The following is a 12,996-nucleotide window of genomic DNA, read 5'->3' as shown; positions in this document are numbered from 1 at the left end:
GAGCGACGGGAGAATAACGGTGGACCTCAGCAATCCGGTGCTTCAGCTTTGTCAGCAAGGGATGCTGGCCGAGGCGGAGGGGCGGCCCGCCGACGACGGGCCCTGGCTGTCGTCGAGGCCCGCGAACACCGGGCCGGCCGCGAACCCGCCGGCCACCACCGCGACGAGCCAGAGCGCGAGCACGGCCCACCGGCGCCGGAAGCACCAGCGGCCCAGGCGGCCGAGGAACGGGTCGCGCACCGGGGTCGCCGCGGAGTCGGGCACGACAGTCGTCTGCGTCATAGGGCAGATCCTGCTCCCCGGTGCTGCCGCGCACCTCAGGGGCGGTCCCGGAACCGGACCCCGAGCCGCATCTCCGGGAAATGGTCAGGTTAGCCGGATGGACAGGCCCTTCCCGCCGAACTCCGCACAGACGAACGCGGGTTCACGTTCGGTGCCGTGCGCGGGCTCGTGCCGGTAGCCGATCTCGGTGAAGTCGGTCAGCTCCTTGGCCTTGGTGGTGACGAGCCAGCGGGCGAACGCGCCACGGGCGATCTTCGCGTGCACGGTGACGAACTTCGGCTGCCCGGACTTCTCGTCGACGGTGAGGAACTTCGGCGTGACGATCCGCGCGGGGTCGACGTACTTCGTCACGGTCCTGCTGTATTCGGCCGCGGCGAGGTTGACGATCGGCCCGCTTGCCGGGAGCTGCTCGGCGATCGCGCTGCCCCAGAACTGGTAGAGGTTCCCGGTCGGCAGCTTGTAACCCATTTCCAGCCGGTACGGGAGGATGCCGTCGAACGGCCGCAGGATGCCGTAGAGCCCGGACAGGATCCGCAGGTGCGCGTCGGCGTACCGGCGCTGGGCGGCGGTGAACGTGTCGACCTGCAGCCCGCTGTAGATGTCACCGACGAACGACTCCGCGGCGGGCGCCTGGGCGTCGGGATCGGTGTTCCACTCGGCGAACTGCTGCCGCGTCCTGTCCGCGAGGTCGGGCGAAACGCTCATGATCTTCGCAAGCTGCGCCCGCGGCAGCGCCCGCAGCTCGTCGACCAGCTCCTGCGCCTTGTCCAGCAGCACCGGCGTGCCGGTCGGCCGGTGCCCGGTGTTGGGCGGCCGCATGGTCTTCGAGCTGTGCATCAGGATGATCACACCGCCCATTTTGCCCACATCGGGGGTACGCGCGCCCGCGGGGTCCGTGCCAGCAGTTCTCGTCGGTGCCGCGCCCCGCCGGCTACGCGGCGAGCAGCGAATCGATCTCGATCGCACGTCCGGTACGGATGGACTCGTTCGCCGCCAGACCGGGCAGCAGGGCCATCAGTCCATCGTGCGCACCCGCCCGGTCCTCCGCCTGCGGCGCGTCGTCGTCCAGGAGGGCCGCCAGCATCCGCTGATCACCCCCGCCGTGCCCGGCGTGGTCATAGGGCGGCAGGTCCACCACCGCCGGCCGGCCCCACAGCGGGCGAAGCAGGATCCGCGGCTCCCCGGCCGACTCCGCCGCCAGGTCACCGTGCAGGGCCCCCTTGTCGGACTCGACCCGCTGTCCGGGCCGGGTCCAGGCCGTCTCCGCCACCTCCAGCTCCAGGCGGCCCCGGCTGCCGTTGAACATCACCCGGTACCCCTCCCAGGGCGAATACGCCGTGAGGTGGTACGTCATCGACGCCCCTGTGTCGTATTCGACCAGCACCGCCATGTCGTCCTCGATGGTGATCCCGGCCCCGAACACGTTCTGGTCCCGGAGGTACCCGGAGTCGGCCTCGGCATCGAGGTAGAGCCCGCGCAGGCCCGGGTTGTCGACGAGGTGCAGGGCGAAGGGGTCGTCGGCCGCGGCCGGAGACTCATGCGCCCGCGGGTAGTCGCGCGCGTAGCCCTGCCGCGCGCCGGCGCCGCTGTCGCCGTAGAAGGCCAACCGGCCCTGGCCGTAGACCACCCTGGGTCGGCCGCCCAACCACCAGTTGACCAGGTCGAAGTGGTGGCTTGCCTTGTGCACCAGCAGTCCGCCGGAATGCGCGCGCTCGCGGTGCCAGCGCCGGAAGTAGTCCGCGCCGTGGTGCACGTCCAGCAACCACTCGAAGTGAACCGACCCGATCTCGCCGATCGCACCGCCCGCGAGCAGCTCGCGCACCTTGGCGTGGACCGGGTTGAACCGGTAGTTGAACGCCACGTGCAGCGAGCCTCGGCTCTGCGCGACAGCAGCCATGACGCGCCGGGCCTTGGCGGCATCCGTCGTCATCGCCTTCTCGGTGATGACCCGTGCTCCCGCGCGCAGCGCCGGGACGATGTACGTGTCGTGCGTGGCATCGGTCGACGTCACCACCACCAGGTCCGGTGCCACCTCGTCGAGCAGTCGGTCGAACTCGCCCGGCTGCCACGTCCTCGCGGCCGGACGGCCGTGCTCGGTGAGCAGCCGGTTGTGGAACGCCATCCGGGTCGGGCTGGGGTCGCAGAGCGCGACCACCTCGTACGCCGGGCGGGAGGCGAGGCCGACAGTGAAGAGCTGGGCGCGGAACCCGGTACCCACGATGGCTACCCGGTGCGGCACAGGCATGGTGACTCCAATTCGCTGTTGTGCGGGTGAATCGTCGGCGGATCAGCCGATGAACCAGCCGTCCGCGGGTGAGCGCCGGTCCGCCAGTGCCTCGTGGAGCTGCTTCTGGTCGCAGTGTCGGGCGATACCGGGGATGAGGCACTGGTGGTCGCGTTCGGGGGCGTAGTAGCGGGTGTTCACGACGCCGACCGGATCCAGTGGCGGGGTCAGGCAGATCAGCTCGACGACTCTCGGTTCGAGCGCGGCGGCGAGGTGGCCGAAGAAGGCACCCTGGCCAGTTCCGACGATCCGGACCGGCAGCTCGGAGCCGCCGAGCGTGCGCTCGGCCCGGACGAACTCGACGGCGCGCAGGACGTCGTAGACGCGGGCGGCGCCCAGACTGTCGGAGAGGCAGACGAGATCAGAAACGATCTTGAACGTCGTGCCGTAGTTCGCCTCATAGCCGAACTCGTTGAACCGGTGCGGCCGCAGCGCGCCGCCGGCCCGTACGTCGAGCACGACGACGTGCCGGCCGGCCCCGGCGGCCCGGCGGCAGGCGTCGAGGTACCCGGGCAGGTCGTCGGTCCCCCGGTCAAGCAGCAGGATGTCGATGCCGGTCGGCTCCGCCACCGGGTCGAAGACGATGGCAGCGTTGATGATGTCCCGCTCGGACCACCAGAACGCCTTGCGTACGCCCGGCTCCCGATCCGCCCACCAGCGCGGGTAGAACTCCGGTCGGGGTTCACGGGCGAACATCACGCGCTCGCGCAACCAGGGCAGGCCGTCGCCGGGCCCGAACGACAGCAGCCGCTCCCGGTTCAGATCGAACACCTGGCGCGTCTCGGGCAGTTCGATGGAGACCTGGCCGCTACGCGTGCACTGCAGGTCGGCGTTGGCGAGAACCAGCGGGTCGTCGTGGCGTACCGCGTCGCCCGCCGTCGGTGAGCCGAGGTGGCGGCGGAAGAACTCCACGGCCGCGATGGCCAGCTCCGGGTGGAGCCCGTGCTCGTGGTCGGCGCGGGCGTGCCCCAGGGTGCCGGCCGGGGCGCCCATCAGGTCGAACACGCGCCGGGCACGGGCGACCGTCCGCACCGCCCCTTCCACAGGGAAGAAGTCGTAGTTCGCCGACATGACCAGCGTGGGCCGGGGCGCCATGGCGATGAGGAAGTCCTCGTGGTCCAGGCCGTGCAGCGCACCACCCGGAATGATCTGCTCCGGATCCTGCGCCTGTCCCGACCGCTGGTAGTCCTCCCGCGCCATGATGAAGCAGCTCGGCGCGGCCGCGGCGAGCCGCGGCTCGACCAGCATGAGCCACGAGGTGAGGGTGCCGCCGCCACTGTTGCCCGAGACCCCGATCCGGTCCGCGTCCACCTCGGGTCGCGCGGCGAGGTAGTCCAGCATCCGGCGCGCGTCCGCCACGAAGTACCGCGCGATGGAGTCGCCGACCCACCAGCACTGGATGCCGGCGTGCGAGTGCTCAGGCACGTTGGCCGCGATGATCTCCTGACCGTCGGCGCCCAGGTAGCTCTTGCGCTCGCCCTGCCCGACCGTGTCGAACGTCAACGTCACGAGTCCCGCCCGCGCCAACCGGGCGCACATCGCCTGATAGCGCGGCGCGGCCTTGCCCGTGTCGGAGTGGCCGCACAGGAACAGGACCGCCCCGGCCGGTGCGGTGAGGTCGCGCGGAAGGTAGAGGTTCGCCGGTATGTGGACGTCACCGCCCACGTCGACGACGAGCTTGTCGATCCGGTAGCCGTCGCCGGGCACCGAGCCGAACGCCCGCGCGGTCGGGACCGGCCGGTCAGCCGGCAGATCCCCACCCAGCGCGTCGAGGGCGAGCCGGCGCAACTCGCCCTGCCGCCGCCGTACGTCCTCGGGACTCGACAGGCGGTCGTTGGCCTCCCGCCCGGCCGCCAACCGCTCGCCGGTCCGGCGGTAGACGTTGTCCTGGACCTGGAGCGACGGGTCGTACATCCCGTCGAGGAACTCACCGAACCCGGGAGCTTCGTGACTCATTTGAGGGCCCCAGCCACCATCCCGGCCTGGATCTGCCGCTGGAAGCTGAGGAACACGACGAGGACCGGCAGGATGGAGATGGTCAACCCGGCGAACAGCGCACTCCAGTTGCCGGCGTAGCCCTGGCTCACCGCCAGGTTCGCCAGGCCCTGGGACAGCACGTACTTGTCCGGGCTGGATTGCAGGACCAGCGGCAGCAGGTACTGGTTCCACTGCCCGAGGACGACGAAGACGCCGACACTGACCAGGCCGGGACGGGCGACCGGCAGCATGATGCGCAGGAACGTCCCCCAGTGCCCGCAGCCGTCGATGAAGGCGGCCTCGGCCAGGGCGGCCGGCAGGGTCCGAAAGTAGGCGGTGAGGAAGAAGACGGCGAACGGCAGGCTGTAGACCGAGTAGATGATCGCCAGGCCGGGCAGCGAGTTCGCGAGGTGCAGCCCGCGGGCGATGAAGAACAGCGGCACGATCGCCAGGAACGTCGGGAACGTCATGCCCACGATGAACAGGTAGTAGACCATCCGGTTGCCGCGGAACGAGTAGCGGGCGATGACGTACGCGACCAGTGCGCCCATGCCCAGCGTCAGCGCGGAGCCCAGCGCCACGACGATCGTGGTGTTGACGAAGTAGCGCCCGATCTCCGCGGTGGTCCACGCCTCGACGAAGTTCTCCCACCGGAGCTTTGACGGCAGACTCCACGGATCGCCGATCACCTCGTCGGTGCTCTTGAACGAGGACAGCACCGCCCAGGCCAGCGGCACCACGACCAGCACCGTCCAGGTCAGCAGGATGCCGTGGGAGAAGACGTTCAGCGTGGTGCCGCCGATCGAGCGGTCCGGTGCCGGGCCCGCCGTCGGCCGGGACGCCCGTGGAGCGGGCCGCGTGCCAGGTGGTGGCGGCCCGTCCTCCGTTTTCAACAGTTTCGTCTTGAGACTCATCACAGTTCCTAGTACTCGACGCGTTCGCGGCGGGTGAGTCGTAGTGACACCCAAGCGAACAGGAGGGTCAGGACGAGCAGGGCCACCCCGATTGCCGTGGAATAGCCGAACTCGCTGTCCGCGAAGGCGGTGAGGTACAGATAGTTGCCGAGCACCTGAGTGGCGTTGTCCGGCCCGCCCGACCCGCCGGCCGCCGACATCACGTTGACGATGGCGAACATGTCGAGCGCGTGTATCCCCAGATAGACGCCGGCGACCTGGACGGTGTCCCAGATCAGCGGCAGGGTCAGCCGCCAGAACGTCTGCCACCGGGAGGCCCCGTCGATCCGGGCCGCCTCGAACAGCTCGGCCGGGATCGAACTCATGGAGCTGTTGAAGAGCACCACGTAGAAGCCGACCGACAGCCAGATGATGACGGCGAGGATGGCGCCGTACGCGGTCTGCTTGTCGCCCAACCAGTTGACCGGGTCGATGCCGACCGCGCCGAGCGCGCCGTTGAGCAGCCCGCTCGACGTGGGGTCGTACACGCTGGAGAACAGGACACCGACAATGGCGACGGAGAGTACGTGTGGGAAGAAGTAGGCGACGCGGTAGACACCGCCGCCGCGTACTCCGGCGCTACCGCCGCGGGCCCGGTACCGACCGACGCGGATCATCGTGGCGAAGAACAGCCCGAGGGCGAGCGTGACCACCGGGATGACCACCACGGCGATCACGTTGTGCCACAGCGAGGTCCAGAAGACCCCGTCCGTCACCAACCGGGTGTAGTTGGCCAGTCCGATGAAGTCCCGGTGGGCGGACAGCCCGTTCCAGTCGGTCAACGAGATGTAGAACGCCTGGGCATACGGCGAGATCACCAGGACGCAGTACAGGATCACCGGGACCGCGAGGGCGGAGACGATGAATCTGCGACTTCCCACACGCATCCGTCACACGTCCTCGTACTTCGGCACCGACGTGTCGTTGCGCAGGGCGTCGGCGGCCCGCTGGCAGCGGTCGGCCCACTGGTCCGGGTTGATCTCCCCGGTCATCAGCGCGCTGGTCGCGGCGGACGCCTCGGTCTGCAGCTTCGTGTACCACCCGCTGTAGCGCCAGTTGAAGGTCTTCTCGCCCGACGCAGACAGGGCGTCGCGAACCGATTGCAGGCCGGTGCCGGCCGACTCGGGTGTGTAGCCGGCCAGGCTGGTCAGGGTCTGGGTCTGCCGGGTGAAGTTCTTCGACCCCTCCGCGGAGATGAGGGTACGCAGCAGCTCCAGTCCCCCGTACGGGTTCTTCGCCGCGGCCGGCACGACGAAGGGCTCGTTGCCCTGGCCCCGGATCGCGTTCTGCGGTAGCGCATCGGTGGTGCTCAGGGACGGCGTCGGGGCGATGACCATGTCGAAGCCCTTGGGCGTCACCTCGCCCAGTTCACTTTCCAGCCACGACCCGCAGGGGATGAACGCGGCCCGGCCCTTGGCCCAGTACGTCTGGGCCTGGATGTGGGTGAGCCCGGACGTGCCGGGCATGAGGTAGTCCTTCTCGACGAGCTGGTGCAGCGCCCGAGCCGCGGCAAGCATCGGCTCGCTGCGCCAACTGCCGGGGGCCAGGCTGTCCAGCGCCTTGCGGACCTCCAGGCCGCCCGCCTTGATGCCCATCTGGATCAGCGGCGTGAGCATGTAGCTGGGATTCTTGCCCTGGTACGTCCAGGGAGACATGCCGGTGGCGCGCTTGATCTCGCCGCACAGCTCGATCATCTCGGCCCACGTCGTCGGGTACGTCCAGCCGTTCTTCTGGAACAGCGAGCGGCTGTAGTAGAGGCCGTGCACCGTGAACGTGTAGTTGAGCACGTGGGGCTTGCCCTTGAAGGAGCCCTGCTCGACGATGCCCGGCAACAGCGTCTCCCGGACGGTCTTGCCACCACCGTCCACGGCCGGCGCGTCGAGCAGGGGGGTGAGGTCGAGGAGCTGGCCGTTGTCGACCAGCGGCGCCAGCAGCAGCGCCCCGGCACCGGCGTTGCAGATGAGGTCCGGCACGTCACCGGAGACAAAGCGGGGCTGCAACTGCTTCGCCAGCTCCTGACCGCCGATGTGCTTGATCTCCGCCTTGGGGAAGCGCTTCTTGTAGGCGGCCTCGGCGTCGATCGCGTACTGGTCGCCGTACCCGCCCTTGAAGATCACCGCTTCCAGCGGCTTGTCGGCCGGCACGCCCAGCGGGTTGTCGGCTGTCACCTTTCCCTGCTTGCCCTTGCTGTCGGCCACGCCGGTGTCACCGGGATCGGCACAGCCGGTGAGCCCGCCGGTGGCGGCCAGCGCGCCGAGACCGGCCCCCAGTGCCAGCACCGATCGGCGGTTGAGTATCCGTGCGTCCTTGTTCATGATTGTTTCCCGCTTCTCGCTCGAGATGGCTGCTAGCTGGCGGTGATCGAGATGGTCACGCTGTCGCGCCCGGCCACCGTCGTGCCGGGCAACGGCCGGAGGCTCAGGGTCAGGTCGGTCGTGGCGACCGCGTTGTCGCGGATCCGTACCGGGATCGTCACGTCGCGCCGGCCGGGCGGTATCACGGCCACGCCGGGCAACCCGTCGTAGTCCACCCGGTTGCGGGCGGTGCCGGTCGTCTCGTACCGGACGACGAGGGGCGTGCCGAGGTCGTCGCCGAGGCGGCGGACGGTCACCGTGGCGCCGTCGCCGGGGCGGACCAGGCGACGATCGCTGGCCAGGACCACCGTGGCCACACCGTCCATGGGGCGGACGTCGAGACTGACGTCCTTGGTCACGCCAGTGGTGTCGATGATGGGCTGACTCGGCCGTTGCGCCCAGATGGTGCCCTCGACGTCGCACAGCGTCGGGTCGCCGGCTCCCTCCATACCGGCGATGAACGGACCAGCCAGGTCGGCGAGGAGGACGGCGTCGACAAAGCGGACGTTGCCGTACTCGGGCAGGACCGTGACCATGCCTGACCAGATCTTGAGGAACGCGTCGGTCCGGGCCGGATCCCGCAGCGCGGTGAAGGCAACCCGCTCGAAGGTGGTCTGCAGGCCGTTGTAGCCACGCGGGCCGTAGACGTTGACGGTGCCGGGCGAGTCGCCGGCGTCGAACACACAGTCCCGGAACACCACGGACCCGTGGGCCTGCGGACCGCGCACACCGGGCTGGACGTGGACCACGGCGTCGCGCGTCGGGCCCATGTAGCACCGCTCGACGAGCACCGAGGCGGGGGTGCTGGTGGCGTTGTAGCGCATCAGGTTGATCTCGAAGCTGTAGGTCTTGTTGCCCGCGAAGACGGTGTCCCGGATGACAACGTCCTTGATGAGCTGCACGGCCGTGTCCGGCTCGAGGTCGATGCCGGCCTCTGGCAGGGTGCCCGCCGTGTTGATCAGCGCGCAGCCCTCGATGAGCAGTCCGTCCGCGTAGATCACGCTGATCGCGTTGCGCTTGTTGTCGTCGCACACCACGTTGCGGATGGTGACGTTCTTCGAACCCGCGCCCAGGATGACACCGTCGCCGGGCGCGCCCCGCAGCACCAGGCCCTCGACGGTGATCGACTCGGAGGTACCCATCCGGACGATCGCCCGCCACTCGCCGGTGTACTCGGGCTTGTTCATCACGCAGGTGGCGCCGTATCCGATGAGCTTGACGTTTCTACGCCCGTGGATCCGCCAGATGCCGTCCCGGGTGTCCGGGAAGCCGCCGGCCAGTCCACGTAGCGTCACTCCGTCCTCCAGGATCACGGTGACGTCGTCGCGGTTGACCCACAGTGGTCTGGTGATCCAGTCCTGACCGACGTTGTCGATGACGACCACGTCGGCGCCGCTGTCCAGCGCGGCGGTGAGGGCTGAGGTGGCGTCGACCGGGTCGAAGCCGAAGTCCGAGGCACGTACGACGGTGGCGTCGGGACCGGTGTCGGCGGCCGCGACGCTGACCCGGGTGGCGCCGTAGAGCACCGGCGCGACGACGGCCATCCGCAGCAGGGATCGACGGGAAACAGGGGAATGTCGGGGCATGTGAACACTCCAGAATTCGGAGGAAGGATGTGCTAGACGATGAGTGTGCGAATCCGGTCGGGCCAGGCCAGCTCGATGCCGAGGCGCTGGACCAACAGCCGCTGGAAATCGTCGAGATGTTCGGGCTTCTCGCGGATCGCGCGGGGAGGCAGCCCGGTGCCGATACAGTGCGCGGCAAGGGCTCCAGCCACCTCGCCGACGTTCCACTCGACCGGATGCAGCCGATGGCATCCGTTCGTGACGTGTGTGGTGGCGATGTTCTTCGCGGCCGGGAGGAGGTTGTCGACCCGGACCGGAATCAATGCGCCAAGCGGAATTTGGAAGGGGTGACAGGCGATGTCCACATAGGTGCGTGGACGACCCGCGCCGGTGCTGGGATGCAGATCGATGCGGTAACAGCCGATACCGACGGTGTCGGCGAAAACCTCGGAGCCGGCGGGCTTGCCGGCGACCCGGCGCGCCTCCACTCCGACGTGCTCTTCGAGCACGGTGAATTCGCCGACGATACGCCGGGACTCCCTGATGTAGGGGCGTAGGGCGAACCCGTCCCCGGTACCCAGCAGGTCCCCGCGCGGCCGGAGCTCGGGATATCCCGTGCCACCGTCGTGCCGAGGTGCGTCGGTCTGCATCCAGTACAGCAGCGACCTGCTCAGCTCCTTGGCCGCCGTGAGGTGCCGCTGGTGTTCCCGCGGCCCCACCCCGACGAGTGGGCCGAGCCAGTAGTCGTTCTGTGGCCAGTTGACGACGGTGACGTCGCTGGCCAGGAAGCCCGGCTCGAAGGCGCGGACACTGAGCATCCGCCGGAACGTCCACCGGTCGATGCCCTGACCGCCGGTGGCCGATGCCGGGTCGGCGAAGAGCGGATGAGTCCTCGGCGCCAGCGAATCCGGCCGCACATCGGTCCAGGACAGCAGCGGGCCGGGCCAGAAGTCCGGCGTGTAGCCGCGCCAGAAGTCGTAGTCCGCCGGCCGGTCGATGGTCCAGTCCTCGCCCTCGCGGTAATCCATCGCGAAGCACCAGGTGAACGCCTGCTGGTCGAGTGGCTGGGCCGGGCCGGGCAGCGCGTGCAGCTCCCCGGTCTCGTCCTGGCTCTCCGCCCCGCAGACCCACTCGGTGCCCGAGGCGTCGAGCACGTCGCCCAGCTCGGTGGCGTCGAGGACGTACCTGGCGCTGACCGTGACCCGGCCGTGCGCCGCCGAGTCGAGCGAGACACCGGAGATCCGGTCACCGTCCACCGCGACGTCGCGCAGCGCGGTCCCGGTAAGCACGGTCAACCGCCCACTACTGAGGTACGGCGCGAGCATGCCGTCGATGGCGGCCAGGGCTGCTCTCGGCTCGTGGCAGAGCGGGCTGACCCGCCCGTCTCCGGGGTTGAGGGCGGCCGCGGCCCTGGCCGACCGGCTGAGGGGGTAGAACCGCCGGTAGTGGTTCCTGATCTCGGCGCGCAGCGTGCGATAGCTTGTCGTGCCGCCGAAGGTCTCGATCCAGGCGTTCTCGTCCGGCGGCACCGCCTGGGTGGTGAGCTGACCGCCGAGCCACGGAGATTCCTCGGTGAGCACGACGGTCTGCCCGAGTCGCAGACCGGCGAGCGCGGCGGCGATCCCGCCGAGGCCACCACCAACCACCAGTACACCCGTGTCGAGCTGCATCTCCGGCTACCGAGCCCTCCTGCTTAAGCGCTTAGCTTAAGCGCTTTGCTCAAGCGCTTTAGCGGATGCTAGGCTCGCGCATATGATGTTGTCAATGGCCGCGTCCAACCTGGGCTCGCCGCGACCACCGACGGAATCACGAGGCAGGCACGCATGACCGAACGTCGAGGGAGCGGACGACGGCGGGTTACCCAGCTGGATGTCGCGCGCGCCGCCAACGTCTCCACCGCCGTCGTCTCGACCGTCCTCAACAACAAGGCCGACACACTCCGGGTCAGCGAGCAGACCCGCGAACGGGTGTGGAGAGCCATCCGTGACCTTCACTACGTGCCGCACGCCGCGGCCCAGAGCCTGGCGGGCGGGCGCAACCGGATCATCGGCGCCTTCACGTACCAACGCATGTTCCCGTTGGACAGTGGTGACTTCTACTACGAGTTCCTGCTCGGCGTCGAGGAGGAGGCGGAGCAGGCCGGACAGCATCTCCTGCTGTTCACCGGTGCCCGCAACGAGGCCAACGAGCGGTCCATCTTCAGCCGGAACACCAACATGCTGGAACTCGCCGACGGCGCGATCCTGCTCGGCGGACGGATCGACGCCGACGAGATCCGACGACTGGCGGAGGACGGCTACCCGTTCGTCATGATCGGTCGCCGGGACGTCGCCGGACCCGAGGTGTCCTGGGTGGCGGCGGACTACGCGGCGGCCACCCGGACAGTGGTCGACCAGCTCCATCGGCTCGGCCACCGCAGGATCCTGCTGGTCGCCGGCAGCCGCACCCACGAGACCCTGGTGGAACGGCGCGCCGGCTTCACCGCCGAGGCCCGCCGCCACCGGCTCGGGAGCAAGACCCGAATGGTCACCTTCGGCGCGCCCAATCCCGACCTGCCGGACGCCCCGTGCCTCGAAGACGAGCAGGGCGTGCTCCGGTTCGCCCGGGAGACCGGCGCTACGGTGATCATCGCCGAGTCGTCCTACGTCATCCACCGCATCTACCAGACCGCGCTCGCCCAAGGGCTGCGCATACCGGACGAGCTCAGCCTCGTCGGCCTCGGCGACCACGGCGACCGACAGAACGTGCTCGCGCCCGACCCGGCCATCACGGTGTTGCGAACGCCGAGCCGGAAGATCGGGGCCGCGGCGGTGCGGATGGTGCTGCACCGGCTCGACAACCCGGGCGACCAGCCCCAGCACCTGAAGATTCCCTGCGAGCTGTCGGAGGGGACGACCGTCGCGGCGCCACCGGCGAGCCAGCGTTGATACAGGACAGAGGATGGATGGTGGCAGTGGCGTGACGGACGTCGGCGTGCAGTTGTATTCGGTTCGCGAGCCGCTGGTCGCCGGCGCGGACGCGGTACTGGGCCGGTTGGCCGCGATCGGCTACCGCCTGGTGGAACCGACCTTCGGGTTGCTGGGCGGGGATCCGCCCGGCTTCCGCCGCCTGCTCGGCACGCATCGGCTGACCGCGTGCGCGCTGCATGCGCCGATCCTGGGTCCGCTGCGCGACGAGATCGCCGCGGCGGCGCTGGCCATCGGCGCGCGGACCGTCGTGGTGCCGAGCATTCCCGCCGCCGAGTTCGCCACCGCCGCCGGCGTCGCCCGGTCCGCGGAGCGACTGGCGGAGGCGGCCACCTGGCTCGCCGGCCGTGGACTGGCGCTGGCATATCACAACCACCACTGGGAGCTGGCCCACCGCCCGGCGGGTCGCCCGGCCCTGGAGTTGCTCGCGGCGCTGCTGCCGCCGTCCGTGGCACTGGAGGTGGACGTCTACTGGGCGACCGTCGGCGGCGCCGACGTGCCGGCACTGCTCCACCAGTTCGGCCAGCAAGGAGCAGTTGGCCGGGGTCGACGTGCTGGCCATGGCCGAGGCGGACCGGCCGTTGATCGGCGGCGCGTCCGACGGCGGCGTCATCG

General features: G+C 69.6%; 11 protein-coding genes. 2 read left to right on the top strand and 9 right to left on the bottom strand.

Going from position 1 to position 12,996, the window contains the following annotated elements; genetic code table 11:
- Positions 1–51: 51 nt before the first annotated feature.
- The 9 genes from AB0H87_RS27540 to AB0H87_RS27500 form a co-directional block, all read right to left on the bottom strand.
- Positions 52–282: a hypothetical protein gene (locus AB0H87_RS27540; RefSeq protein ID WP_360151580.1), complete on the bottom strand. Its 231-nt coding sequence runs from the start codon at positions 280–282 to the stop codon at positions 52–54.
- A gap of 84 nt (positions 283–366) precedes the next feature.
- The gene (locus AB0H87_RS27535) at positions 367–1,131 is read right to left on the bottom strand and encodes a YaaA family protein (RefSeq protein ID WP_360151583.1); all 765 of its coding nucleotides are present in this window, start codon (positions 1,129–1,131) and stop codon (positions 367–369) included.
- An 82-nt stretch (positions 1,132–1,213) separates the two neighbouring features.
- The gene (locus AB0H87_RS27530; RefSeq protein WP_360151577.1) at positions 1,214–2,500 is read right to left on the bottom strand and encodes a Gfo/Idh/MocA family oxidoreductase; all 1,287 of its coding nucleotides are present in this window, start codon (positions 2,498–2,500) and stop codon (positions 1,214–1,216) included.
- 69 nt (positions 2,501–2,569) lie between these two features.
- Complete coding sequence (locus tag AB0H87_RS27525) at positions 2,570–4,522, bottom strand: hypothetical protein (protein ID WP_360151574.1); 1,953 nt, start codon at positions 4,520–4,522, stop codon at positions 2,570–2,572.
- Entirely contained in the window at positions 4,519–5,457 is a 939-nt protein-coding gene (locus AB0H87_RS27520; RefSeq protein WP_360151571.1) for a carbohydrate ABC transporter permease, read from the bottom strand. The genes AB0H87_RS27525 and AB0H87_RS27520 overlap by 4 nt, the downstream gene beginning before the upstream one ends.
- Positions 5,458–5,465: 8 nt before the next feature.
- Positions 5,466–6,383, bottom strand: coding sequence for a sugar ABC transporter permease (locus AB0H87_RS27515; protein WP_360151568.1), 918 nt, complete (start codon positions 6,381–6,383; stop codon positions 5,466–5,468).
- A 3-nt stretch (positions 6,384–6,386) separates the two neighbouring features.
- Entirely contained in the window at positions 6,387–7,811 is a 1,425-nt protein-coding gene (ngcE, locus tag AB0H87_RS27510) for an N-acetylglucosamine/diacetylchitobiose ABC transporter substrate-binding protein (protein ID WP_360151566.1), read from the bottom strand.
- A 32-nt stretch (positions 7,812–7,843) separates the two neighbouring features.
- Positions 7,844–9,436, bottom strand: a complete 1,593-nt coding sequence (locus AB0H87_RS27505; protein WP_360151563.1) for a right-handed parallel beta-helix repeat-containing protein — start codon at positions 9,434–9,436, stop codon at positions 7,844–7,846.
- A gap of 32 nt (positions 9,437–9,468) precedes the next feature.
- Positions 9,469–11,085, bottom strand: a complete 1,617-nt coding sequence (locus AB0H87_RS27500; RefSeq protein WP_360151560.1) for an FAD-dependent oxidoreductase — start codon at positions 11,083–11,085, stop codon at positions 9,469–9,471.
- A gap of 153 nt (positions 11,086–11,238) precedes the next feature.
- Here AB0H87_RS27500 and AB0H87_RS27495 point away from each other — a divergent pair, with 153 nt between their 5' ends.
- Positions 11,239–12,342, top strand: a complete 1,104-nt coding sequence (locus tag AB0H87_RS27495; protein ID WP_360151557.1) for a LacI family DNA-binding transcriptional regulator — start codon at positions 11,239–11,241, stop codon at positions 12,340–12,342.
- 31 nt (positions 12,343–12,373) lie between these two features.
- The coding region (locus tag AB0H87_RS27490) for a hypothetical protein (protein WP_360151554.1) at positions 12,374–12,996 on the top strand (623 nt) is incomplete at its 3' end.

It is taken from the genome of Asanoa sp. NPDC050611, from assembly GCF_040654855.1.
Lineage (GTDB): Bacteria > Actinomycetota > Actinomycetes > Mycobacteriales > Micromonosporaceae > Asanoa.
Note: the sequence above shows the minus strand (reverse complement) of the source record. Positions and strands in the feature narration are given on the sequence as shown.